A 24,383-nucleotide genomic window follows, 5' to 3' on the forward strand; every position below is an offset into this window, starting at 1 on the left:
CGGCGCGCCCCGGCGGCCGATTTGCGTCCGTCCGCTGCCACCGGCGCAGCCGGGCCGCTCATTTGCCCCCATCTCCCGCGAACGGCTCGGCTGGACTGCCGGACTCACCGGGACGGCTCGAACAGTCCCACACCCGGAAGACCCGGCACGGGCAATTCGGCGCCACCACCGCACTGCCCGATCCTGCCGGTGGGCGATCCTGACCGTCCGCACAGGCGGCTTCGACGCTCTCTGCAGTGCGATCCGGGTCATCGCCGGATCGAGACTCGGGCCGACTGCCGCAGCATGCGAATCGGTCCACACGAGCACGTCGCATGGGATGCCGAGCTGCCTTCGATGACTCGGCGGGGTTCCCACGCTGGGACGGGTCCATAGCTGGTACCCGCCGAATACCTGGATCATGGCCCCTTCATACGGAGCCGGACAGCGCCGACGGAGTCCAGCGCGAACCCGATCGGCCGAGAGTGAGATACGGCACAGTCAGTAGTTCCGGCGAGGTACCACCAAAGACAGGCCGAGCTTCCGAAGGGATCCGCCGCCCGGCTAGGCCCGGATCCGCCACTGACCACACCACCGGACCACGACCATCCAGGCGGAGCGAAGCCCTCGCCGAGTGTCCGGGGCCGAAGCCCTCCGGGCGGGGGGTGGGGGTTGCCTCCCCACAAGACACTGCGAAACGAGAAAGGCCCATGCTCCATGAGCATGGGCCTTCCATTCGTGTAGCCCCGACGGGATTCGAACCCGCGCTACCGCCTTGAGAGGGCGGCGTCCTAGGCCGCTAGACGACGGGGCCAGGACTGCTTCTCACTGTCGCGAGGAGCGCCGTGGTTGATCTTTCGATCAGGAGGCTCGGCTAGTTTATCTGGCCGAGGCCCGGCGACCAAATCGCCAGGTGCTGAGGGATTTCGGCCGCGAACCGAAGTCTTACAACACACTCCGCTGGGGTACCAGGACTCGAACCTAGAATGGCTGAACCAGAATCAGCTGTGTTGCCAATTACACCATACCCCAATGACCAGGTCGTTCAGCCTCGCGTCTGGGTGACTCGAGACCGTGTTCCGGGCCGAGAAGAAGAGTACCAAACGGCTACGGGTTAACTACAAATCGCCTGGTCAAAGCCATATTTTCAGCCTTCGGAGCCGGTCTGGGCGGTCTCCTTCCAGTCCAGCGCTGCGCGCAGCCGGCCCAAGGTGAGGTCGCGGCCGAGCAGTTCCAGGGATTCGTACAGCGGCGGGCTGATATGCGATCCGGTGATCGCGACCCGCACCGGAGCGAAGGCTTTGCGCGGTTTCAGCCCGAGATCATCGATCAGCGCCTTTTTCAGTGCCGCTTCGATCGCTTCGGTGGTCCACTCGGTCAACGGCTCCACGGCGGTAATAGCCGCCTGCAATACCTGAGCCGCGTCGGGACCGAGATTCTTGGCCCCCGCGGCCGGGTCGATCGCGAACTCCTCCGCTGGTGCGAACAGGAAACGCAGAAGGTCCCAAGCGTCGGACAAGACGACAATCCTGGTCTGCACGAGTTCCGCCGCCGCGGCGAACACTTTTTCATCGATTTCGGCGCCGATATGGCCGTGTCCGGTGAGATACTCCCGCAGCCGGTGGGCAAAATCACCCGGAGCCAGCAATCGGATGTGCTCGGCGTTGAGCGCGTCCGCCTTCTTCTGGTCGAATCGGGCCGGATTCGAATTCACTTTCGAAATGTCGAAGGCCTCGACCATCTCCGCCATGGAGAACACGTCGCGGTCTTCGGACAGGCCCCAGCCGAGTAGCGCGAGATAATTCAGCAAACCCTCGGGGATGAACCCGCGGTCGCGATGGGCGAACAGATTCGACTCCGGATCACGCTTGGACAACTTCTTGTTGCCCTGACCCATCACGAACGGCAGATGGCCGAACTCGGGAGTGAAATCGGCGACCCCGATCCGGCGCAGCGCGGCGTACAGCGCGAGCTGGCGGGGAGTGGAGGAGAGCAGGTCCTCGCCGCGCAGGACGTGGGTGATCCGCATCAGCGCGTCGTCGACGGGGTTGACCAGCGTGTACAGCGGCTGGCCGTTGCCGCGGGTGAGCGCGAAGTCCGGGACGCTGCCCGCCTTGAAGGTGGTCTCCCCGCGCACCAGATCGTTCCAGGACAGGTCTTCTTCTGGCATCCGCAGCCGGACGACGGCGGCGCGCCCCTCGGCCCGGTACGCCTCGATCCGCTCCGACGTCAGGTCGCGATCGTAGTTGTCGTAACCGAGCTTCGGATCGCGTCCCGCGGCGCGATGACGGGCCTCGACTTCCTCCGGCGTGGAGAACGATTCGTAAGCCTCACCGGCCTCCAGCAAACGCCGAACAACGTCCCGGTGCAGTTCTTTTCGTTGCGACTGGCGATATGGCGCGTAAGGCCCGCCGACCTCCGGCCCCTCGTCCCAGGTGAGGCCGAGCCAGCGCAGCGCGTCGATAATCGCCCGGTAGGATTCCTCGGAATCCCGTGCGGCATCGGTGTCTTCGATTCGAAAGACGAATGCGCCACCGTGGTGGCGGGCGTAGGCCCAGTTGAACAGCGCCGTCCGGATCAGGCCGACGTGCGGCGTACCGGTCGGTGACGGGCAGAATCGGACCCGTACTTCAGTCATGGCTCTCTTTCGATCAGCGTTTGGCGGCAACGGGATTGGTGAGGGTTCCGATGCCCTCGACGGTCACCGACACCTGCTGGCCCTCCCGCATCGGGCCGACGCCCTCGGGGGTGCCGGTGAGGATGACGTCACCGGGCAGCAGTGTCATCACGGTGGTGATCCACTCGATGAGCTTCGGAATGTCATGCAGCAGAAGCGAAGTGCGGCTGCGCTGACGCACTTCACCGTCGAGCTCGGTGACGACCTCCAGATCCGAAGGGTCCAGGGAGGTTTCGATCCACGGACCGAGCGGGCAGAACGTGTCGTAGCCCTTGCCCCTGGTCCACTGGCCGTCGTGGCGCTGCTGGTCGCGGGCGGTCACATCGTTGGCGGCGGTGTAACCCAGCACCACGTCCAGCGCGCGGGCGGCGGGCACGTCCTTGCAGGGGCGGCCGATGACGATCGCCAGTTCCCCTTCGTAGTCGACCTGAGATGAACTGGGCGGCAGGATGATCGGGGCGTTCGGCCCCACGATCGCGGTGTTCGGCTTGAGGAAGATCACCGGATCGGCGGGCGCGGGACCACCCATTTCCGCAGCGTGGGCGGCGTAGTTCTTGCCGATGCAGACCACCTTGCTGGCCAGGATCGGCGCGAGCAGCCGCACGTCGGCCAGCGGCCAGCTGCGGCCGGTGAACGTCGGTGTGCCGAACGGGTGTTCCGCGATCTCCTTGGCCACGCTGTCGCTTCCGTCGCCTTCGATGCTGACGAAAGCGACTCCATCGGGACTGGCAACTCGACCTAGACGCATGCCCGGAGTCTATCGACCCACCGTCACCTGCTCGAACGCGCCCGACCGGGTGGTACGGAATCCGCCTGGATCCGGCGGCGGCGCGCGCTGTGAGCAGCCCGACAGCCGCAACCGTCGAATCTAGCCGCCGCCGGGTGTACCGTGAGCAGGGAAGTTCACACAATGGGAATTGTATCCCAAATAATGAGATTCCGAGGTGAGGCCGATGGCGACCGTTACGCAGATCGACGAGGTTCGGCGCTGGTCCATGCTCGGTCTCGGCGTGTTCGCCCAGGCCTCCAGCGCGGTCTTCATCCACGGCGTCCCGTTCCTGCTCCCCGCGCTGACCGACCGTGGCTTGCCGCTGGCGACGGCGGGCCTGCTGGTGGCCATGCCCACCGTCGGGCTGGTGTGCACCCTGATCGCGTGGGGTTATCTGGTGGACCGGATCGGCGAACGCAAGGTGCTGGTCGGTGGTCCGCTGCTGATGCTGGCGGCGGGCTGCGCCGCCGCGGCGACGACGAACGACATCGCCCTCGGCGCGCTGCTGTTTCTCGGGGGCGTCGGGGCGGCCAGCACGAACGGCGCGAGCGGCCGGGTGATCGTCGGCTGGTTCCCGCCGCAGCGGCGCGGGCTGGCGATGGGCATCCGGCAGACCGCGCAGCCGCTGGGCGTCGGTGTCGGCGCGCTGGCGATTCCGGCCGTCGCATCCGCCCACGGTGTACCCGCGGCCATTCTCGTTCCCGCACTCATGGCGGGTGTCGCGGCCATGGGTTGTCTGGCCGGCATCGTGGACCCACCGCGTCCCGATCGCGCCGCCGCCGATCCGGCGTTGCGCGCCAATCCCTATCGCGACAACGCCATGCTGTGGCGCATCCATCTGGTCTCGGTTCTGCTCGTCGTCCCGCAGGGCACCGTGTGGACGTTCGCGCTGCTGTGGTTGCACCGGGATGTCGGCTGGTCGTTGGCCGCGGCGGGTGCGCTGGTGACCGTCACACAGATCCTCGGCGCGCTGGGCCGCATCGGTGCGGGCGCGTGGTCGGATCGGGTCGGCAGCCGGATGGGCCCGCTGCGCACGGTGGCCGTCGCCGCCGTGCTGTCGATGACCGCGCTGGCGCTGACCGCGTCGACCCACTGGTGGTGGGCCGCCATTCCGCTGTTGATCGCCGCGTCCGTGATCACCGTCTCCGACAACGGCTTGGCCTTCACCGCGGTCGCCGAGATCGCGGGCCCGTACTGGAGTGGCCGGGGCCTCGGCATCCAGAACACTGGGCAGAACCTCGCGATGGCCGCGGTTCCGCCCGTGTTCGGCGCCCTGATCACCGCGAGCGGCTTCCCCGCCGCCTTCCTCCTGGCCGCGGTCTCGGCCGTCGCGGCGGTCCCGCTGGTTCCCCGCGACCCCGCCTAGGTTCACGCGTCGAAGGATTGCCGGGTCCGCGGCACAGGGCCGCACTCCGCATGCAGATCGCCCCGGACGATCTCGACTCGATGTCGCTGCGTCACCTGAATTCGGTGACACAGCGCTGGTCGAGCGCGCCGCGGGGCGCGGGAGCCGCCGCGGGATTCGCCCGCGCTGGCCGGGCGGACGGCTGAACGCGGAAGGTCCCGTTGCCGGTGATGGCAACGGGACCTTCCTGGGCGACGGTCAGAGAGTGGCCGCGATGCGGTCGCCGACTTCCACGGTCGACGCCGTGCCGGAGCGAGACTCGAGGTCCTTCGCGACCGCCGACTCGATGCGCGCGGCCTCCTCGGCGTCGCCGAGGTGGTTGAGCAGCAGGGCGACCGAGAGGATCGCCGCGGTCGGGTCGGCCTTGGACTGGCCCGCGATGTCGGGGGCGCTGCCGTGCACCGGCTCGAACATGCTCGGGTTCGTGCCGGACGCGTCGATGTTGCCGCTGGCGGCGAGGCCGATGCCACCGCTCACGGCGGCGGCCAGGTCGGTGATGATGTCGCCGAAGAGGTTGTCGGTGACGATCACGTCGAACCGGCCCGGGTCGTTGACCATGTGGATGGTCGCGGCGTCGATGTGCTGGTAAGCCGTTGTGACATCGGGGAACTCGGCCGCGACCTCGTCCACCGTGCGCTGCCACAGCGAGCCTGCGAAGGTGAGCACGTTGTTCTTGTGCACCAGCGTCAGGTGCTTGCGCCGGGCCTGCGCCTTGGCGAAGGCGTAGCGCACCACGCGCTCGATGCCGAAGCGAGTGTTGGTGCTGACCTCGGTCGCCACCTCGTGCGGGGTGCCGACGCGGATCGCGCCGCCGGTGCCGGTGTACGGGCCCTCGGTGCCCTCGCGCACGACGACGAAGTCGATGTCGGGGTTGCCGGCCAGCGGGCTGGTCACGCCCGGGAACAGCTTGGACGGCCGCAGGTTCACGTGATGGTCCAGCGCGAACCGGGTGCGCAGCAACAGGCCGCGTTCGAGCACGCCACTGGGCACCGACGGATCGCCGATCGCGCCGAGCAGGATCGCGTCGTGCTGCTTCAGTTCGGGCAGCACCGAATCCGGGAGGATCTCGCCGGTCGCGTGGTAGCGGCGCGCACCGAGGTCGTACTCGGTCTTCTCGACGCCTGGCACGACCGCGTCGAGCACCTTGAGCGCCTCGGCGATGACCTCGGGCCCGATCCCGTCGCCCGGGATGACAGCAAGCTTCATGACAAATGCTCCGTTCGATATTGCCGGTCGCGGGCCGCCGCAACGTGCGGCCCGGAGGCGACCGTCGGCGTGCGCACGACATTCCGGCCGGGTGACCGCAGCACCGTCACGGTACTCGGCGCGGCCGGATCGCCGAGCACCGGGCGCGCGGCGGGCCTGCGCGCCGACGAAGAGACCGGCGCCGCGCACGAGTGCTCGTGCGCGGCGCCGATTCCGAGTTCACCGGGGCCGCGCCCCGGATCGGATCAGGACAGGTCGACCTGGACGACCTTGGCCGCGCCGACGGACTCGGCGATCGCGGCCTGGACGTCGGCGGGCACCTCGCGGGCCACGCGCAGCACCACGGTGGCGCCTTCCTTGTCGACGTCCTGGGTCAGCTGCGCGGCCAGGATGTCGACCTCGGCCTCGCCGAGCTTGGTGCCGATCTTGCCCAGCGCGCCCGGCCGGTCGTCGTAGTTCAGGATGGCCAGGTTGAGGCCCTCGGCGCGCATGTCGTAGTTGCGGCCGTTGACGTTGACGATCTTCTCCACCAGCTGCGGCTCGGTCAGCGTGCCCGCCACGTTCAGGGTGCTGCCGTCGCCGAACACGGCGCGCAGGTCGACGACGCTGCGGTGGCTCGGGCTCTCCGTCGCGGTGGTGACCTCGGCGGTGATGCCCCGCTCCTTGGCCAGCGCGGGCGCGTTGACGAAGGTGACCTGGTCCTCGACCAGCGCGGAGAAGATGCCGCGCAGCGCGGACAGCTCCAGTACGCCGACCTCTTGCGCGGCCAGCTCGCCGCGCACCTGCACCTCCACGCTGACCGGCAGCTCGTTGGACAGCGCGCCGAGCAGGGCGCCCTGCTTGCGGACGATGTCCAGCCAGGGGGCGACCTCTTCGCCGACGGCGCCACCGGTGACGTTCACCGCGCCGGGCACGAACTCACCGGCGAGCGCCAGCAGCACCGACTTGGCGACGTCGGTGCCCGCGCGGTCCTGCGCCTCGGAGGTGGAGGCGCCCAGGTGCGGGGTCACCACGACCTGCGGCAGGTCGAACAGCGGGCTGTCGGTGCACGGCTCGGTCTCGAACACGTCCAGGCCCGCGGCGCGCACATGACCGGACTTGATGGCCTCGGCCAGGGCGGCCTCGTCGACCAGGCCACCGCGCGCGGCGTTGACGATGATCACGCCGGGCTTGGTCTTGGCGATGGCCTCCTTGCCGATGATGCCCTTGGTCTCCGGGGTCTTCGGCAGGTGGATCGAGATCAGATCGGCACGCTCGAGCAGTTCGTCCAGGCTGAGCAGCTCGATACCGAGCTGCGCGGCGCGCGCGGGCGACACGTAGGGGTCGTAGGCGACGATCTTGGTCTCGAAGGCGGCCAGTCGCGCGGCGAACAGCTGGCCGATGCGGCCGAGGCCGACGACGCCGACGGTCTTGTCGAAGATCTCGACGCCGTTGAACTTGCTGCGCTGCCAGGTGTGCTCACGCAGGGTGGCGTCCGCGGCCGGGATCTGGCGGGCGGCGGACAGCAGGAGGGTGACCGCGTGCTCGGCGGCGGTGTGGATGTTCGAGGTGGGCGCGTTCACGACCATGACGCCGCGCTCGGTGGCGGCGGGAACGTCGACGTTGTCCAGGCCGACGCCCGCGCGAGCGACGATCTTCAGGTTCTTCCCGGCTTCCAGGACCTCGGCGTCGACCGTGGTCGCCGACCGCACGAGCAGCGCGTCGGCCTCGGGCACCGCGGCCAGCAGGGCCGGGCGGTCCGGTCCGTCCACCCACCGGACCTCGACACCGTCACCGAGCGCGTCGACGGTCGACTGGGCGAGCTTGTCGGCGATCAGAACTACAGGACGGCCTGCTTGGCTCACGTGGAGTACTCCTGGGGAATGGGGTCGGCAATTACCGCCGACCAGCTTAGTGCGCGCGATTTCCGACCCGGCTACCACCTGGTGGGCGGCCGTCGTCAGTCCCGACGCTGGCAAAAATATGCAGACCGGTCTACAGTCACCGCATGGGCGTCAAAGGCACCGAGACTCGCGGCAAACTCGTCGACGCGGCGCGCACGCTGGTGGAGCGGCACGGTTACTACGGCGCCGGGCTCAACCAGATCCTGGCGGCCAGCGGGGCGCCGCGCGGATCGTTGTACTTCCATTTCCCCGGCGGCAAGGACGAATTGGTCGCGGCGGCGGTCGCCCAAGCGGGCAAGGAGATCGCCGCGCTGATCGACACCATCGAGCCCGGCGATGCCGCCGAGGCCGCGAGCAGGCTGCTCCGAGCGTTCGGCGACCGGCTGGAAGCATCCGGCTGGCAACAAGGCTGCCCGGTCGCCACCGTCGCCCTGGACGTCGCGGCGGCGAACGACCCGATCCAGGCCGAGTGCGCCGCCGCCTACGCCGCATGGGAGCAGGCGCTGCGGATCCGGCTGCGGGCCGACGGCCGTGACGATGCGGACGATCTGGCGGCAGCGGTGCTCGCGATGGTCGAGGGCGCACTGCTGCTGGCACGTGCGCAGCGAAGCCGTGAACCCTTGGAACGGGTCGAACGCACACTGCGCGCCATGATCTGAGGCCGAATCCGCCGATACGCAAGGAGTTTTCCATGTCCACAGAATATGTAGACCGGTCTAGTAAGGAGGACGTCATGTCCGACAGCATCGTTTTCGGAGCCGCCGGGTTCCTCGGCCGCAATGCGGTCGCCCGCCTGCTCCAGCAGGGGCATTCCGTCGCCGCCGCATTGCGTGCGGGCAGCGCGGAGCGGCTCACCAGTTGGCTGCGCAGACAAGGCGTGGACGAGAGCGGGTTGGAGATCCTCACCTGTGACGTGACCGCGCCGGACCTCGGCCTGCCCGCCGAGTTCGACGCGTCGGGCGTGCGCGACGTGTACAACTGCGCGGCCCGCTTCGCCTTCGGGCTCGCCCCCGAGGACGCGTACGCGGTGAACGTCACCGGGGCGCTGCGGGTGCTGGAATGGGCCGCCGCCCTCCCCGAGCCGCGACGCGTCGTGCACATCACCGGGTACCGGATCACCGTGGAGGAATCCGAGGAGCAGCACTACGAGAACGGCGCGTACGGCGCGTCGAAGTTCGAATCGGATCCGCTGCTGCGCCGCCGGGCGGCGGAACTCGGCGTCGCGCTGACCATCGCGAACCCGAGCAGCGTCATCGGCCCCGGTCAATACATCGGGCTGGCGAGCGTCGTCGAGGATCTGTGGAACGGGCGGCTCCCGGCTCTCCCCGGCGGGCCCGAGACCTTCGTGCCCATCGTGGATCTGGACTACTTCACGGATTTCTTGATCAGCCTGCCCACGCTGCCCGATACCGCGGGCCGGTCCTACACGGTTCTGGATGATCGGACTCCCGTGCTGCCGAAACTTGTTCGGCTACTGGCTGATCACCTGGGCGTCCGCGCGCCCCGGTTCTCGATTCCGGTCGGCGTCATCTCGAAGCTTCCGCCCGCACTCACCGGCGCCGACCCGGAGACGCTCAGCTTCATCGCCGACGACCGCTACGACACATCGGCGGCGCGGGAAGTGGCGCGCCGAGCCGGGCTCACCATGCCGCCGACCGAGGCGACCCTCCTGGGCTGGGCCGACCATCTCGTGGCCACCCGGTTCGGCGCGGTGGCCGATGACCCGACAGCCGGTTTCGCCGACGGCGTCTGGGTCGGCGGCGAGCGCGTCCGTCCCGCTTACGTCCTGGTGCACGGTCTTCCGTTGGACGGCGAGTCATGGAACGAGGTGCGCGCGGAGCTGGACGGGCCCAGCCTGGTCGTGGACCTGCCCGGCCTCGGGCGTTCGGCGCCCGGGGATCGTGACGCGGTGCTGCCGGGATTGCTCGCTTCGGTGCACACGCGCCCCGTTCTGGTCGGCCACTCGCTCGGCTGCGGCCCGGTGCTGCGGTATGCGGCGGAGCATCCCGACCGAGTCTCCGGCGTAGTGCTCGTCGCCCCCGCCTTCTTGCAGCCGCGGTCGGGCCGGCTGCTGCGCTCGCCACTCGCGACCGCGGCGATGCGCCGGATCTCGGCGGCGGCCTTGTCGAAACGGCTCGGCGTGCCCGAGAGCGACGCCATCGCGAGCGCGGCGGCGAACCTGCGCAGGCCGGGCGTCGCGGGCCGAACGGTCGGCGCGTTGCGCGAGGCGAGCGCTCCCGCGGGGCGTGCAGAGTTGCGAACTCTGCTGGGACGGATCGACGTGCCGGTGCGGATCATCGCCGGTTCCGACGACCCGGTCACCGCCCCGACCGCGCGAGAGCGGATTTCGATCGAAGGCGCGGGCCACTACCCGCAACTGACCCACCCGGCCCAGGTGGCGGCAGAACTCAGCCGGATCTCCGCCGTCGCGGCGCAGGGCTGATCTCGCACTCCGACATCGCGGCGCAAGGCTCGCGGCGGAACCCGACCACCCCGGCTCGTCCACCAACGCACACAGCGGCGGGCCCCCACACCACCAGGTGCGGGGGCCCGCTCGGTCACGCCATCGGTCGGCGCGCGACCCGGTCGACTCTGCTCGACCGTTACGTCGGTCAGCGGCCGCCGAAGGAACCCGTCCACAGGGTGTCGACAAGACCGTGCAGCGCGGCGCCAAGAGTGCCGAAAAGACCGTTCAGGGCAGCGCTACCGGTGTCGATGATAACGGGGATCATGGAAATACCTCTTCCTCGAAACTTATCCAGTCGAACTGGCTGACACGGGGCATGTCGGCGCCGGATCGGCGACAGTTACAGAATTCGAATATTTAGTAATGCAGACCACATATCAATCGAAGTGTGACTCACGACACTCATCCCATTGCGAATGAGCTGGGAATCTATACGTTTGTCCAGGTCAAGACACCGAAAGTGCTAGAAGATTTCCCTCGCTAATAGAAGTCGAATGCGACATTCCAGAAAAACTTCGTACGAATCTCGCGCCGCATTCGGAAAAGAGGCTGCCGAGTGACTCGAGCCACTTCGACGAAACTCGGCAATAGAGATACCAAATAACTTTCGAATACGTCGAAGCGGTAGACGGAGAAATGCTCGGCTCCACGTCCGCGGCCCTGTTCCCGATTCGCGGGGTGCCGCGGCGGCAGACCGTCAGGATGCCCCGACAGTGACCGATCGCACATCTTCGGACGGCTTGGTGGCCGCGACGGCGCGGGAGAACGCGCGCACCCGCGGTGTCTCGCGATGCCGGCGCCACACCAATCCGAGCCGGGACTCGGCGATCCCGGTGACCGGCACGAAGGCCACCGGCCGTCTGCGGTGGGAATCCGCGGTGGGATGACACAGCAACATCGCTCCGCGGCCGGCCGCCACCGCGGCGAGACCTTCTTCCAACGTGCCGACCTCGGGCCCGGAGCGCACCCTTCGACCGCCCGGCGTGACGTCGAGCGCCTGAGCTCTGCGCCAATACTCCGGCGCGGGCGCGCGCACTCCTATCAGTGGAAGAGCGGCGAGTTCCTCTACCGACAGTTCGGCCCGGCCCGCGAGCGGGTGGGCACTGGCCAGCGCGAGTGTCTGCGGCTGCCCCGCGAACACCGAGCCGAGCACGAGATCTCCCTCGCCCATCGGCAGCAGCACGACAGCGGCGTCGACCTCGTCGCGCCGCACCGCACCGAACGGGTCGGCCAGCGGTATTTCGACCAGCTCGGCCGAGCAGTCCGGGTGCCACTGCTGGAACAACTCGACCGCGGCCATCAGGTGATCGTTGCCCGCGCCTTGGAATCCGATGCGCAAGATCCCGTCCGCACCCCGGGCGGCGGCGCGAGCATCGTCGACCGTCGCGCGCAACGCGGCATAGGCGGGCCGCAGCGCGGCGAGGAAATCCGCGCCGAGCGGGGTCAACCGGACGGTGCGACTGGTCCGTTCCACGAGTTGTCCGCCGATGCGCCGCTCCAGCGAGCGCAGTAGCTGGCTCACCCGGCTCTGCGACACATACAGCCGAGCACCGGCCCGCCCGAAGTGCAGTTCCTCGGCGAGCGCGAGAAACGCTTCCAGTTCACGGACCTCAAGCCCACTCATCTGCCTCCCTTCCACGGTCGATGAGTCCAGCTCATAGAACTATGAGACCTTCGCCGTTGTTTCCCCATACCGCGAGCCTTTTGTCTGGAAGACATGACACACGTTCGAGAAGTCGTTGCTTCGCAGCCGGTTTCGTCGCTACGCGGTTGGCTCGGAGTGGGCGCGGTGGCAGCGGGCACGTTCACGGTGGTCACCGCCGAGATGTTGCCGGTCGGACTGCTCACTCCGATCGGCTCGGCGCTGCGAGTGAACGAAGGCCGCGCCGGTCTCGCGTTGACGGTGACAGGCCTGGTCGCCGCGCTGGCCGCGCCCTTGGTCACCGCGACGCTGCGCCGAGTCGAGCGCAAGGTGGTGCTGTGCGGATTGCTGGCGCTGCTCGCGCTGGGCAATCTCGGCGCGGCCGCCGCCCCCACCTTCGGCGTGCTGATCGGGGCGCGGGTGCTGGTCGGCGTCGGCATGGGCGGGGTGTGGGCGATCGCGGCGAGCCTGGCCGCGCGGCTGGTGCCCGCGCGATCGGTCGCCGCTGCGACCTCGCTGGTCTTCTCCGGCGTCGCGGTCGCGTCGGTGCTCGGCATTCCGGCGGGCACTTTCTTGGGTGCGCTCGCCGGGTGGCGGATCGCGTTCGTGGCCGCGGCCTGCCTGGCAGTACTGGTGCTCGCGGCTCTGGCGGTGCTGCTGCCGCGTCTGCCCGCGACGGAAACCTCGGCATTGCGTGGCGTGTTGCGACTGTCGCGGCAGCCCGGCTTACGGATCGCCTTGCTCGTTGTCGCATTCCTGGTAACCGGCCACTTCACCGCCTACACCTATGTGCGGCCTGCGCTCGAGGGAGCGACCGGCGTCGATGCGGAAACGCTCGGTGCGCTGTTGCTCATCTACGGGATCGCCGGTGTCGCAGGAAATTTCGGCGCGGGAGCCGCTGCGGCGCGGGCACCGCGGAAGACCTTGACAGCGATCAGCTCGATTCTCGCCGCGACCACGATCGCCTTGCCCGTGCTGGGCGCCTCCCTGCCGGGGGCTGTCGTGCTGATGATCGTGTGGGGCGTGTCCTACGGCGGGGTCTCGGTGAGCACGCAAAGCTGGGTCTTCGCAGCGGCGCCGCAGGCGAAGGAAGGCGCGTCCGCACTGTTCGCGGGTGTTTTCAATGCCGCCATCGCGCTGGGGTCGCTGACCGGCGGTCTGGCGGCGGACGCGATCGGCGTGGCCGCCGCCATGTGGCTGGGCGGGACGCTCGCGCTCATGGCCGTGCCGGTCGCCGCGCTCGGAAGGGGCGTGCACCGGTCCTGAACGACGAAAATGCAGCTGCGACAACCTCGCTGCGGCACCTACCATCGCTCCATGTCTCTGCGCGCGATACCGGATTCGATGGACCCGACGGTGGTCGGGTCCATCGATCGCGAGCTGGACCGGGTGGAGCTGGACCACCGGGTGTCGATCCGGTTGGCGATCGAAAGCGGTAGCCGCGCGTGGGGCTTTCCGTCTCCCGATTCGGACTACGACTGTCGGTTCGTCTACGTCGCCGCGCTGGAGACCTACCTGTCCCCGTGGCGCACCCGCGACGTGGTGGAGACGCCGCTCACGGATCTGCTCGACGTGAACGGCTGGGATCTGGCCAAAGCGCTGCGCTTGCTGGTGCAGGGCAACGCCGTGCTGATCGAATGGCTGATGTCGCCGATCGTGTACCGCGGCGACCCGCTGTTTCGCGACCGATTGCGCGCGCTGGCCGATGAGGTCGCCGACCGTGACAGGGTCGCCCGGCACTATCTACACCTGGGCGCCAAGCAGTGGGAGCTGTTCGAGCGCACCGGATCGCTGAAGAAGGTGTTCTACGCGCTGCGTCCGGCGATGGCACTGCACTGGCTGCGCGAACATCCCGGGGCGGCGGTGGCGCCGATGCACCTGCCCACACTGTTGCGGCAGTGCGAGCTGCCCGCGGAGTTGTCGGCGGCGGTGACCGAGCTGACCGACCTCAAATCGCGAACCCGCGAGATGGGCAGCGGGTCGGCGCCCGCGCCGATCTCCGCGTTCATTGCAGCCGAATTCGCATGTGCGGAAGAGATTTTCGTCAAATCTCGGGTCCAGGACCTCACTCGGGCCAGGGCGATCACCGCGGAGTTCTTCCGCTCCGAGGCACTGGCGGGCTGACGCCTACGAGGCGACTTTCCGATCGTCCTCGGCGACGGCGTCGGCGTAAGCCTGGGCGAGTCGTTGCGTGGCGGTGGGGCGATCCGGATCCGGGCGCGGTATGCCGAGGTGGCTCTCGCGTAGTTCGTCCATGAACTCCGCCCACAGTCGCGGACCGCCCGCCTCGAGCAGTTCGGCCCGGACTCGGAGACGCCTCGTGGTCGGACGGTGCCGCAATCCCCATGCGCCGAGCTGCGCCATGATCGGGACCAATTGGATGGCCGGTTCGGTGAGCCGGTATTCGGCCTTCTGGCCGGGTCTGGTGTCCGCGCGGCTGAGCAGCCCGGCGGCCACCAGGCGCTTGAGCCGGTCGGACAGGATGTTGGAGGCGATGCCCTCCTCCGATCCGGCCAGCAGTTCGCGGAAGTGCCGCCGGTTGCCGAACATCACGTCACGCAGCACCAGCAGCGTCCACCGATCGCCGATCACCTCGATCGTCGCGTTGATCGGGCATCCCGAACGTCCCTCCTCGCGCATCCGGCACTCCTGTCGGTCGTCAACTACTGCTTGCAATATACAACCAGTTGGCCGTACGCTGCCCACAACCGATTGCGAATTGCAATCACTTAGTGGGAACGAGTGGACCATGCCGAAGTTGCGCGTACACAACCTGGCGATCTCTCTGGACGGCTATGTCGCCGGTCCGAACCAAGGGCCGGACAATCCGCTGGGCGAAGGCGGCACGCGACTGCACGAGTGGGTCTTCGCGACCCCTTACGCCAACCCGGAGGCCACGGACGACCCCGGCGTCGACGATGAGTATCTGGCCGCGGGCGATCGCGGCATCGGCGCGACCATCATGGGCCGCAATATGTTCGGTCCGATTCGCGGAGCATGGCCGAACCACGAATGGACGGGTTGGTGGGGCGACAATCCGCCGTACCACCACGACGTCTTCGTACTGACGCACCATCCACGCCCGTCGTTCGGGATGGAGGGCGGGACCACCTTCCACTTCGTGGACGAAACCCCCGAGGCGGTGCTGCACCGCGCGTTCGACGCGGCGAACGGCCAAGACGTGCGCTTGGGCGGCGGTTGCTCCACGGTGCGGCAGTTCCTGCGGACGCGGCTGGTGGACGAGTTGCATTTGGCCGTCGTCCCGATCCTGCTCGGCGCGGGCGAGCGCCTCTACGACGATCTGGGCGAACTGCCCGGCTACCAGGTCGCCTCGGTGACCCACTCCCCCGCCGTCACCCATGTCACCTTCACCCGCTCCGGGGCGTGAGGACCCTCCGAACAAGCGGAAAGGCCCCACACCGTCCCGGTGCGGGGCCTTTCGAAAGTCAAGTCGCGATCAGAGAACGCGGACGTCCTGGGCCTGCGGACCCTTCTGTCCCTGGCCGATCTCGAACTCCACGCGCTGCCCCTCATCGAGGGACCGGAAACCCGAGCCGCTCACAGCCGAGTAGTGCACGAAGACGTCGGGCCCTCCGCCGTCTTGTGCGATGAAGCCGAAGCCCTTCTCGCTGTTGAACCACTTCACAATGCCTTGAGCCATTTCATACTTTCTGTAGACGAGCCAGGTGGTGTTATCGAGATGCCCTGGTCTCGTAGATCAACGATGCCATGATCCGACGAATTACTCACGTTTCGCACCACCAACTGTGAGCTAACGCTCACGAGGACGCTCGGCTCGGTCGTGCGCGAGTGCACTCGCAATGCTCGCTCAGGGGCGGGCTGGTCTGTCACCTCCCACGCTCGGTCGGGTCCCGATCACGCGACATCGCCGGGGCCCGCCCGTCGGGTACCCGTACTTTTCGCCGGATAACGCCCGTCACCCTCCCTGACGAGCATGCTCCACCGACCTGCGCCAGGCAGCGTGGAGCTTCTTTGCTACGCGGCTCGAAACCGATACGGATTCGCTACCAGTTATCTTGTGCCGCAGCGTATTTCAGCGTACCACGCCTAGACTCCTACTTCAGCCTAGGTCCGTCGCCCATCGGGCGCACTGTTCATTAAGTTCTGTTCACGGCCGGAGGTAGCGCACCTGGCGCGGTTTCGCCTCGTCGTAGGCGGCGCGGCCCGGCAGCTGCTCGGGCACGCCGACCTCCCACCAGGCGCCCGCGTCGGTCCACGACGACGGCCGCGTCCGCACAACCAGCACGGCGGGGCGCTGCTCGGCCATCGCCGTCGCCCGCGCCCGCAGGTACGCGTCACGAAATTCGTCCAGGTCGGCGGCGGTGAAAGCGGCACACCCCAGAGCGGCGGCATGGGCGGCGAAATCGACTCGCGGCGGTTGTTCCCGCGTGGTGCGGCAATCGGCATAGAAGTTGTTGAACGGCTCGCCGCCCTGCCCCTCTTGCAGCCTCGCGATCACGGCATAGCCGTCGTTGTCGCAGACCACCGCGACGAACGGATGCCCGGCGAAGGCCGCCGAGAACAACTCCGAGTTCAGCATCAGATACGAGCCGTCGCCGAGCAGCGTCGTCACCACGCCGTCGGTGCGCGCCATGGCCGCGCCCCACGCGCCCGCCAGCTCGTAGCCCATGCAGGAGAAGCCGTATTCCACGTCCATGGTCGGCGCGCCACCGGTCGCCCGCCAGCCGCCGACGAGTTCACCGGGCAGGCCGCCGGAGGCCGTCAGCACATAGTCGCTCGGACCGCTCAGGTCGTTCACGGCGCCCACCACCTGGGCGTAGCTCGGCGCGCCCGGGGTCGGCGCGCGCAATTCATCGATGTGCGCGTCCCAGGCGCCCCGCTGCTCGGCGGCTCGCGCGGTCCACTCGGCGTCGACTCGCCACTCCCCCATCCGCCCGGCCAGCTCGCACACCGTGGCCTCGGCGTCGCCGACCACCGCTAGCGCGCCGTGCTTGACGGCGTCGAAGCGTGCCACGTTGATGGTGACCAGACGAACGTCCGGTGCGAAGACCGTCCAGGACGCGGTGGTGAAGTCCTGCAACCGGGTGCCGACCGCGAGGACCAGGTCGGCGTCGGCCGCCATCGCGTTCGCCGACGCCGAGCCGGTGATGCCGAGCGGTCCCGCGTACAGCGGATGCTCGTGCGGCACCAGGGTGCGGCCAGCGGTGGTCTCCACGATCGGAATGCCGCGCTGCTCGGCGAATTCCAGCAGGGTGCGTCCCGCGCCCGAATACCGGACGCCGCCGCCGAGGATCAGCAGCGGACGGTGCGCGGCGCGCAGTGCGGCGACGGCTTCGGCGAGTGCCCGGTGGTCGGGACGTGGCCGGGTGAGACGGTGCAGCACCGGCTCGAAAAGCGTGTCAGGGAAGTCGTAGGTCTCGGCCTGGACGTCCTGTGGAAGCGCCAGGACGACCGGGCCGACGTCGGCCGGGTCGGTGAGCACCCCGGCCGCCTGGGGCAAAGTGGCGATCAACTGTTCCGGGCGTGTGACGCGGTCGAAGTAGCGGCTCACCGCGCGGAACGCGTCGTTCACGGTGACGGTCGGGTCGCCGAAGTGCTCGACCTGTTGCAGAACCGGGTCCGGCGCGCGTCCGGTGAAGGTGTCGCTAGGAAGGAGGAGGAGAGGGAGGCGATTCGCGTGTGCGACGCCCGCCGCCGTCACCATGTTGAGCGCGCCGGGACCGATCGATGAGGTGGCGACACCGACCTGACGCCGATGAGTGGCCTTCGCATAGCCGACGGCGGCCAGCGCCATCCCCTCTTCGGCGTGCCCGCGCCAGACGGGGAGTTCGGCGCGCCGCTCGTGCAGCGCGGTGCCGAGGCCGAGCACGTTTCCGTGGCCGAAGATCGCGAAGACGGCGGGGAACAACGGCGCCTCGCAGCCGTCGAGTGTCTCGGAACGCTGGGCGATCAACCAGGCCACCAGCGCCTGCGCCGTGGTGAGCTTCATCCGATCCGTCCTTCGTGGGAAGTGACCGGGCAACGCGGATCGATCGGCTCGGCGTCCCAGCGCGCCCGCACCCAGCTGTGCGCGGGGTCGTCGCAGAACGCCATCGATCGCTCGGGCGCCGGACCGGCCAGCACGTTGAGGTAGTACATGGGGTAACCAGGCGCGGCGATGCACGGGCCGTGATAACCGCGCGGGATCAGGAAGACGTCACCGTCGCGGACCGCGACGTTCTCGTTAACCGTGCCGTCGGCGGTGTACGTGCGGTGCATAGCGAATCCCTCGCGGGACGGGGTGATGCCGTCCCGTCCGGCGATGCGGAAGTAGTAGATCTCCTCGTTGACGACCTCGCACGCGCTGGCCTCGTCGTGCTTGTGCGGCGGATAGGACGACCAGTTGCCGTCCGGGGTGATCAACTCGCAGGCGTTGAGCTTGTCCGCGTGTTCCCACACACCGGGTATGCCGAAGTTGGTCACCTGACGCGTCGCGCTTCCCGCGCCTCGGATTTCGACCGGCACCTCCTCGGCAGGGCCGTATCTCGGCTCGAGCCGCTTCCCGCATCGCGCCATCGGCAGTGCTACCTCGAGGTCGCCGCCCTCGGCCACGAGTTCCAGTTCGGCGTCGCGCGGGACGTAGGCGAAATCCGTCACTCGGGTGAAGACCGATTCCCGGCCGGTCAGCGCGTAGGTCTCGCCGTCGACGCGTACCGTGCACGCCCCTGACAGCGGCAGGACGAACGCCTCGAACTCCCCCGTCCGAACTGTCCGCGACTCGCCCGCGTCGATCCGCAGCACCCGCAGCCCGGCATAGGTCCATCCGGCGTCGTCGGGAGTCAGCAGGATCGGGTCACCGTCATGACGCAGCGTTCCTTCCGGACGATGCAGTGTCATCGCACCTCCTCCATGCTCGATCCAGAACCGGCAACTCGGTCGCCTCGCCGGGCGAACACATTCGGCCGACCCCTTCGCCGACGACCGTGCCAGTGGTCGGAGACTGTGCCCGTGCTGTACACGGCAGGAACGACGGGAACCGCTCGGATCGGCTCTGTCGGTGAGCGATCGCCGCCGTCTGTGGCACATCGCGAGGCCGGTACCCAGATGCTGTCCCGCCTCATCGGGCTTCTTTCAGCAAGCGGGCGGCGGTTTCGACCGCCCTGGCGACGTCGCCGTCCGGTGGGTACAGCAGGGTGCGGCCGACGACGAGACCGCGAACAACGTCGTGGCCGAGCGCCCCGCCCCACAGCGCTCGATCCACCGCCGGATCTCCGGACGGTGCACCGCCCAGCACGAGAACCGGCAGTGTGGTGGCGTCCAGTACCGAAATATCCTGCGGTGCGGGGATCTTCAGCCAGGTGTAGGCCGAGGTGACACCGAGTCCGGAGGCCACCGTGATCGCCCGCGACAGCGAGACCGCGTCCTTGCTCATCACCAGCGCATCGGAGCCGTCCCGGTGATACGGAAGCGGCTCGACCATCGCCATCAGCTCGTGCGCCGCTAGCTCCGAGACCGCCTCCGCGCAAGCTTGCAGCGTCGGCACGGTGCCCGCGTCGGAGTCGACCAGGCGCAGCAGCATTTTGCCGCCGTCGAGCCGGAACCGCGCGATGGAGTCCGCGTCGTATCCGGTGAAGCGGTCGTCGATCTCCCACTCCGCGCCCGCGAGGCCACCGCGGTTCATCGAACCGATCACGACCTTGTCGTCCAGCGCGTCCAGCAGCAACAGTTCCTCGACCACGTCCGGCGAGCCGAGCACGCCGTCGACATCCGGGTCGGCCAGCGCGATCAGCAGCCGTTCCAGCAACGCGCGCCGATCCGCCATGGCCGTGCGATCCGCGCCGACGCCCAGCGCCCCGCGGGCCGGGTGGTCGGCGGCGACGAGGAACAAGGTCTGCTTGCCCGCCAACAAGTCGGCGCGGCGTACTCGTTCGGCGTAGGCCCGTTCGACCGCGGCGGGGTCCGTCGCGCGCACGTGCAGTAACTCACGCCAGCGTTCGTCGGTCACATGCATGACAGTTACTCCTTCCCGCACTCAGTGCTCAGCCACGGTCCGCGGCTCGATCACAGATCGGTCCGCGCGCCGCTTCTCGATTGCCGGCCCAGCTCAACCGCACAGCTGAGTCTCCATCGGTGCGGCTGCCCCTGATTTCCGGCCCGGCTCCACCACACAGCTGCTCCCCATTCGGTGCGGCTGGCCCGGAATTCCAGCCCGGCTCCACAACACGGCCGCTCCCCATTCGGTGCGGCTGCCCCGGAATTCCAGCCCGGCTCCACAACACGGCTGCTCCATTCGGTGCGGCTGCCTGGCAGATGCTCGATCTCCGCGTCCGTGTGCCATCGCATCCGCCGCACGCCGGGCAAGAAGCGGCCGATGCGCCCATCGTGTCGGCGTTGGTGTCGGTGCACGCGAGGCCGATCCGAAAGCAGACCATGGATCGGATAGCGGCACTTGCGCTTCGCGGGCCACCGAGCTGCCGGAGCCCGTAGCTGCGCTCCGTCCCGACGGGCATCCCTCGCACACACGCGCAGTGACTCGCCCCAGAGCCGTCGGCCACCGGCACGACAGCCCCTTCGCCCCGCCCTCGCGACTTCAGCCGCACAGCAGTTCCTCGATCTCCGCGGCCGTGGGCATCGCGTCCGCGCAGGCCAGACGCGCGGCGACCAGGGCGCCTGCCGCGTTGGCGTAGGTAGCGATGCGTCGTGGGTCCCACTCCGAGAGGAGGCCGTGGACCAGCGCCCCGCCGAATCCGTCACCCGCGCCGAGCCCGCACACCACGTCCACGCGGCACGGCGGCACCGTCCAACGTTCCTCGCCGGTGGCCACCAGCACGCCGTCGCCGCCTTGCTTGATCACCGCGAGGCGCACTCCACGGGCGAGCAACCGATCGGCCGCCGCGTGCGGGTCAGCGGTGCCCACCGCCATCTCTACCTCGGCACGGTTTCCGACCACTACGTTCACGTGGTCGACCATCCACCCGATCTCGGTCCGCGCGGTCTCGACATCCGGCCAGAACATCGGCCGGTAGTCCAGGTCGAGCACCGTATGCCCGCGTCGTGCACGCCGCAGCAATATGTCCCGCTGCGTGCCGCGCCCCGGCTCCGCGCTCACTCCGGTGCCCGTGACCCACAGCAGGGGCACGGCATCCACGACTTCCCAGGGCACTTCGTCCGGAGTGATGGTCAGGTCCGGCGCGATCGGCGCGCGGTAGAACAGCAGTGGCGGATCGGACGGCGGCGTGAGCTCGCAGAAGACCACGGGCGTCTGGAGGTCCGGCGCGGTCGTCACATAACGGGACGAGACGCCGAAGTCCTCCAGCGCCGTGCGCACGAAGTCGCCGAAGCCGTCGGGGCCCACCTTGGTCAGCACCGCCGTACGGCGACCGAGCCGGGCGGCGGCCACGGCGACGTTGGTCGCGGTGCCGCCGAGGAACTTCGAGAAGCTGCGCACCTGTGCCAAGGCGACGCCGCTTTGTTCGGGATACAGGTCCACCCCGACCCGGCCGATGGTCAACGCCTCCAGCTCGGTCACGAATCCGCCTCCTCGTTCACGGCGTCACCACGCGTCGCAGTTCGTGCTGCAGCGCCTCCAGTTCCGCCCCGCCCGCCATCTGGCGGGTCAGTTCCGGCAGGTCGATCTCCGATTTCTCGTACGAGCCGAGCATCGCGCCCCGCTTCAGCAGCAGGAATCGGTCACCGACCGGATAGGCGTGGTGCGGATTGTGCGTGATGAGCACGACGCCGAGCCCGCGTTCGCGTGCCCGCACGACGTACTGCAACACCACCCCCGCCTGCTTCACGCCCAACGCGGCGGTCGGCTCGTCGAGAATCAGCACCTTCGCGCCGTAGTGCACGGCCCGCGCGATGGCGACGCACTGCCGCTGCCCACCCGACAGCGTGCCGACCGGCTGTTCCATGTCGCGGATTTCGATACCCATATCCGCCAACGCCGTTCGCGCGATCGCGCAGCCTTTCTTGCGGTCCAGCAGCCGGAACGGGCCGAATCCGAATGTCGGCTCCGAGCCGAGCACGAAGTTGCGCCACACGCTCATCAACGGCGCCACCGCGAGATCCTGGTACACCGTGGCGATACCGCGATCCAACGCCTCGCGCGGTGAGGCGAACCGCACCGATTCGCCCTCGACGCGCAGTTCGCCTCGGTCGTGCCGGTGCACTCCGGCGAGGATCTTGATCAGCGTGGATTTGCCCGCGCCGTTGTCGCCGAGCACGCAGGTCACCTCGCCCGCGTTCACCACCGTCGACACCTCGCGCAGGGCGACCACGCCGCCGTAGCTCTTGCCGAGGTCGACGGCCTCGATGAGGGAAGTCATCGGCGCACCCTTTCGGCTCGTTTCTGGAAACGGTTGTTGACCAGCACCGCAGCCAGCAGCAGCACACCGAGGAACAGCATGAACCAGTCGCTGTCCCAGCGGGCGAACACGATGCCTTGGCGCGCCATGCCGAAGATCAGCGCGCCGATCGCGGCCCCCACCGCCGAGCCGAAGCCACCGGTGAGCAGGCACCCGCCGACGACGGCGGCGATGATGTAGTGCAGTTCCAGCCCGACGCCCTGGTTGGCCTGCACGCTCGCGAACCGCAGGATGTTGCAGGAGCCGACCACCCAACCGGCGAACGCCGTGCCCATGAACAGCAGGATCTTGGTGCGATCCGCGGGCACGCCCACCGCGCGGGCGCTGGGCAGCGCGCCGCCGACGGCGAAGATCCAGTTGCCGAACCTCGTGCGGACCAGAACGATCGCGGCGATCGCGGTGAGTACGACCCACCAGACCACCGACGCCTGGAGGTGCGCTTCCCCGATGTCGAGTGTCGACGCGAACACCCATCCCGCCGACTGGTAGCCGTCCGCGCCGCGCACGCCCGATACTTGCACCGTGTCGGTGACCAGCCGTGTCACGCCGAGATTCAGGCCCTGAAGGGCGAGGAACGTACCCAGGGTGACGATGAAGCTGGGCAGGCCGGTCCGCATCACCACCCAGCCGTTGAACGCGCCGACGACCAGCGCGAACACCAGCGAAGCGAGCAGCGCGAACCACACGTTCCAGCCGGCGTGCACCGCGAGCAGGGCGGTGACCAACGCCGTGGAGGCGGTCATCACGCCCGCCGACAAGTCGAACTCGCCGCCGATCATCAGCAGGGCCACGGCCACCGCCATGATGCCCAGCGTGGAGGCGTCGTCCAGCCAGGTCGCGACGCCGAGCGGACTCAGGAACCGGTCGGTGACGACGGAGAAGAAGACGAACACCAGCAGCGCGCCCAGCGCCGCGCCGATCTCCGGCCGCACGGCCAGGCGTTGCAGCGGTGAGCGGCCCGTGTCTCGGGTCCGGTCGGGTGTCTTTGTGGCAACGGTCATTTCATCCACCTCATCGCGTGCCCTGCGCGACGAGCGCGGCGACGGCGTCCACATTGCTCTTGTCGACGAAACCGGGTCCGGTCTGCACCGGAGCGCCGCCTCCGGCGGTGTTCAGATTCGTCCGGTACAGCTTCAGCAGCACGATCGGCAGATAGCCTTGCTCGTACTGTTGCTGATCCACCGCGAACAGCAGCTTCCCGGCCCGGATCGCCTCCACCACATCGGAATTCAGATCGAAGGTGGCGACGGTGGCGGCCGAACCGGCTTCCCGCACCGCGTCCACGGCTCGCGCGGCGACTTGCGAGTTCAACGTCAGAACCGCGTCGATGGAGCGGTCGGCCTCCAGCGCTCCTTTGATCCGTGATTGCGCGTCGGTCGGATTGTTGATGTCCACCTGGAGCGTGGTGGCATTGCCGAAGGCCTTGGTCGCGCCCGCGCAGCGCTCGTTCGCGCCGATATTGCCCGCCTCGTGGATGACGCACAGCATCTTCGTGCGCCGCGCCTCCGCGAGCCGTCTGCCCGTGGCCTGCCCGGCCAGCGATTCGCTTTGGCCCACATGGACGAACGCGCCGAACTCGGCGCTCTCGGACTCGCCCGAATTGATGGTCACCACCGGAATGCCAGCGGCGACAGCCTTTTCCACCGATGGCCGCAGCGCCTCGGGATTGGCCATCGAGACGACGAGCCCGTCGACGCCCTGCGCCACCGCGTTGTCGATCAGCTTCGCCTGCTGGCCGGGATCACCGGAAGCGTTGTACTCCACCCGGATTCCGAGGTCCTTGCCCGCCGCTTCCGCGCCGTTCTTGACGACGTTCCAGAACGCGTCGCCGGGGCTGCCGTGGGTCACCACCGCGACGGATTCCACCGTCCCAGCGGCCATCGGTGTTTGCGAGGGCGCGGGCGCGTCGGCGCCGGGGCCGGTGCACGCGGCCAGGAGCGCGGCCGTGGCGATCCACGGCAGCAGGCGGCTCGAACGCCGCCCTCTCGCGGTGAGGCCGCGCTGTGGTGTCGGAGACATCGTCGCTT

At 68.6% G+C, this 24,383-nt stretch carries 20 protein-coding genes and 2 tRNA genes; 6 read left to right on the forward strand and 16 right to left on the reverse strand.

What is annotated here, in order from left to right; genetic code table 11:
* Nucleotides 1-720 precede the first annotated feature (720 nt).
* The 4 genes from ACIA5H_RS16130 to ACIA5H_RS16145 form a co-directional block, all read right to left on the reverse strand.
* A tRNA-Glu gene (locus tag ACIA5H_RS16130) sits at nucleotides 721-793 on the reverse strand.
* Between the two features lie 146 nt (nucleotides 794-939).
* Nucleotides 940-1,011, reverse strand: a tRNA-Gln gene (locus ACIA5H_RS16135).
* A 115-nt stretch (nucleotides 1,012-1,126) separates the two neighbouring features.
* On the reverse strand, nucleotides 1,127-2,617 hold the full coding sequence (gene gltX / locus ACIA5H_RS16140; RefSeq protein ID WP_397076634.1) for a glutamate--tRNA ligase: 1,491 nt from the start codon (nucleotides 2,615-2,617) through the stop codon (nucleotides 1,127-1,129).
* Between the two features lie 13 nt (nucleotides 2,618-2,630).
* On the reverse strand, nucleotides 2,631-3,404 hold the full coding sequence (locus ACIA5H_RS16145) for a fumarylacetoacetate hydrolase family protein (RefSeq protein ID WP_355069792.1): 774 nt from the start codon (nucleotides 3,402-3,404) through the stop codon (nucleotides 2,631-2,633).
* A 205-nt stretch (nucleotides 3,405-3,609) separates the two neighbouring features.
* On the opposite strand from ACIA5H_RS16145, the gene ACIA5H_RS16150 reads away from it, so the two are divergent.
* On the forward strand, nucleotides 3,610-4,791 hold the full coding sequence (locus tag ACIA5H_RS16150) for an MFS transporter (protein ID WP_355069791.1): 1,182 nt from the start codon (nucleotides 3,610-3,612) through the stop codon (nucleotides 4,789-4,791).
* A 237-nt stretch (nucleotides 4,792-5,028) separates the two neighbouring features.
* Here the strand turns inward: ACIA5H_RS16150 and ACIA5H_RS16155 are convergent, their stop codons facing one another.
* Complete coding sequence (locus ACIA5H_RS16155) at nucleotides 5,029-6,036, reverse strand: 3-isopropylmalate dehydrogenase (RefSeq protein WP_397076635.1); 1,008 nt, start codon at nucleotides 6,034-6,036, stop codon at nucleotides 5,029-5,031.
* A gap of 245 nt (nucleotides 6,037-6,281) precedes the next feature.
* On the reverse strand, nucleotides 6,282-7,880 hold the full coding sequence (serA, locus tag ACIA5H_RS16160; protein ID WP_355080573.1) for a phosphoglycerate dehydrogenase: 1,599 nt from the start codon (nucleotides 7,878-7,880) through the stop codon (nucleotides 6,282-6,284).
* A 143-nt stretch (nucleotides 7,881-8,023) separates the two neighbouring features.
* Here serA and ACIA5H_RS16165 point away from each other — a divergent pair, with 143 nt between their 5' ends.
* Together ACIA5H_RS16165 and ACIA5H_RS16170 are read left to right on the forward strand one after the other, a co-directional pair.
* The gene (locus tag ACIA5H_RS16165) at nucleotides 8,024-8,578 is read left to right on the forward strand and encodes a TetR/AcrR family transcriptional regulator (RefSeq protein WP_355080575.1); all 555 of its coding nucleotides are present in this window, start codon (nucleotides 8,024-8,026) and stop codon (nucleotides 8,576-8,578) included.
* Nucleotides 8,579-8,652: 74 nt separating this feature from the next.
* A complete protein-coding gene (locus ACIA5H_RS16170) occupies nucleotides 8,653-10,362 on the forward strand; it encodes an alpha/beta fold hydrolase (protein WP_397076636.1) in 1,710 nt (569 codons plus the stop codon).
* Nucleotides 10,363-11,083: 721 nt separating this feature from the next.
* On the opposite strand, the gene ACIA5H_RS16175 is transcribed toward ACIA5H_RS16170, so the two are convergent.
* On the reverse strand, nucleotides 11,084-12,010 hold the full coding sequence (locus tag ACIA5H_RS16175; RefSeq protein WP_397076637.1) for a LysR family transcriptional regulator: 927 nt from the start codon (nucleotides 12,008-12,010) through the stop codon (nucleotides 11,084-11,086).
* Nucleotides 12,011-12,103: 93 nt separating this feature from the next.
* Between ACIA5H_RS16175 and ACIA5H_RS16180 the strand changes: the two genes are divergently transcribed.
* Both ACIA5H_RS16180 and ACIA5H_RS16185 read left to right on the forward strand, forming a co-directional pair.
* Nucleotides 12,104-13,294, forward strand: coding sequence for an MFS transporter (locus tag ACIA5H_RS16180; protein ID WP_397076638.1), 1,191 nt, complete (start codon nucleotides 12,104-12,106; stop codon nucleotides 13,292-13,294).
* 51 nt (nucleotides 13,295-13,345) lie between these two features.
* Nucleotides 13,346-14,152, forward strand: a complete 807-nt coding sequence (locus ACIA5H_RS16185) for a DNA polymerase beta superfamily protein (protein ID WP_397076639.1) — start codon at nucleotides 13,346-13,348, stop codon at nucleotides 14,150-14,152.
* A 3-nt stretch (nucleotides 14,153-14,155) separates the two neighbouring features.
* On the opposite strand, the gene ACIA5H_RS16190 is transcribed toward ACIA5H_RS16185, so the two are convergent.
* Entirely contained in the window at nucleotides 14,156-14,668 is a 513-nt protein-coding gene (locus ACIA5H_RS16190) for a winged helix-turn-helix transcriptional regulator (RefSeq protein ID WP_397076640.1), read from the reverse strand.
* A gap of 109 nt (nucleotides 14,669-14,777) precedes the next feature.
* Between ACIA5H_RS16190 and ACIA5H_RS16195 the strand changes: the two genes are divergently transcribed.
* Nucleotides 14,778-15,416: a dihydrofolate reductase family protein gene (locus ACIA5H_RS16195; RefSeq protein ID WP_397076641.1), complete on the forward strand. Its 639-nt coding sequence runs from the start codon at nucleotides 14,778-14,780 to the stop codon at nucleotides 15,414-15,416.
* Nucleotides 15,417-15,485: 69 nt separating this feature from the next.
* Here ACIA5H_RS16195 and ACIA5H_RS16200 read toward each other — a convergent pair whose 3' ends face one another.
* The 8 genes from ACIA5H_RS16200 to ACIA5H_RS16235 all read right to left on the reverse strand — a co-directional run bounded on the left by ACIA5H_RS16200 (nucleotide 15,486) and on the right by ACIA5H_RS16235 (nucleotide 24,375).
* The gene (locus ACIA5H_RS16200) at nucleotides 15,486-15,689 is read right to left on the reverse strand and encodes a cold-shock protein (RefSeq protein WP_014987157.1); all 204 of its coding nucleotides are present in this window, start codon (nucleotides 15,687-15,689) and stop codon (nucleotides 15,486-15,488) included.
* Between the two features lie 468 nt (nucleotides 15,690-16,157).
* Entirely contained in the window at nucleotides 16,158-17,999 is a 1,842-nt protein-coding gene (gene iolD / locus ACIA5H_RS16205; protein WP_397076642.1) for a 3D-(3,5/4)-trihydroxycyclohexane-1,2-dione acylhydrolase (decyclizing), read from the reverse strand.
* Nucleotides 17,996-18,886 carry a 5-deoxy-glucuronate isomerase gene (iolB, locus tag ACIA5H_RS16210; protein ID WP_379251532.1) on the reverse strand — a complete coding sequence of 297 codons (891 nt, stop codon included), beginning with the start codon at nucleotides 18,884-18,886 and terminating at the stop codon, nucleotides 17,996-17,998. The genes iolD and iolB overlap by 4 nt, the downstream gene beginning before the upstream one ends.
* Nucleotides 18,887-19,106: 220 nt before the next feature.
* Nucleotides 19,107-20,000 carry an aldolase gene (locus ACIA5H_RS16215; RefSeq protein ID WP_355080592.1) on the reverse strand — a complete coding sequence of 298 codons (894 nt, stop codon included), beginning with the start codon at nucleotides 19,998-20,000 and terminating at the stop codon, nucleotides 19,107-19,109.
* A 579-nt stretch (nucleotides 20,001-20,579) separates the two neighbouring features.
* On the reverse strand, nucleotides 20,580-21,518 hold the full coding sequence (gene iolC / locus ACIA5H_RS16220; RefSeq protein WP_397076643.1) for a 5-dehydro-2-deoxygluconokinase: 939 nt from the start codon (nucleotides 21,516-21,518) through the stop codon (nucleotides 20,580-20,582).
* Nucleotides 21,519-21,534: 16 nt separating this feature from the next.
* Nucleotides 21,535-22,317 carry an ATP-binding cassette domain-containing protein gene (locus tag ACIA5H_RS16225; RefSeq protein ID WP_379251534.1) on the reverse strand — a complete coding sequence of 261 codons (783 nt, stop codon included), beginning with the start codon at nucleotides 22,315-22,317 and terminating at the stop codon, nucleotides 21,535-21,537.
* On the reverse strand, nucleotides 22,314-23,357 hold the full coding sequence (locus ACIA5H_RS16230; RefSeq protein ID WP_397076644.1) for an ABC transporter permease: 1,044 nt from the start codon (nucleotides 23,355-23,357) through the stop codon (nucleotides 22,314-22,316). Before ACIA5H_RS16230 ends, ACIA5H_RS16225 begins: the two co-directional genes overlap by 4 nt.
* Before the next feature lie 10 nt (nucleotides 23,358-23,367).
* Nucleotides 23,368-24,375, reverse strand: a complete 1,008-nt coding sequence (locus ACIA5H_RS16235) for a sugar ABC transporter substrate-binding protein (RefSeq protein ID WP_397076645.1) — start codon at nucleotides 24,373-24,375, stop codon at nucleotides 23,368-23,370.
* Nucleotides 24,376-24,383: the final 8 nt, after the last annotated feature.

It is taken from the genome of Nocardia sp. NPDC051900 (genome assembly GCF_044452545.1).
Classification (GTDB): Bacteria; Actinomycetota; Actinomycetes; order Mycobacteriales; family Mycobacteriaceae; genus Nocardia; species Nocardia sichangensis.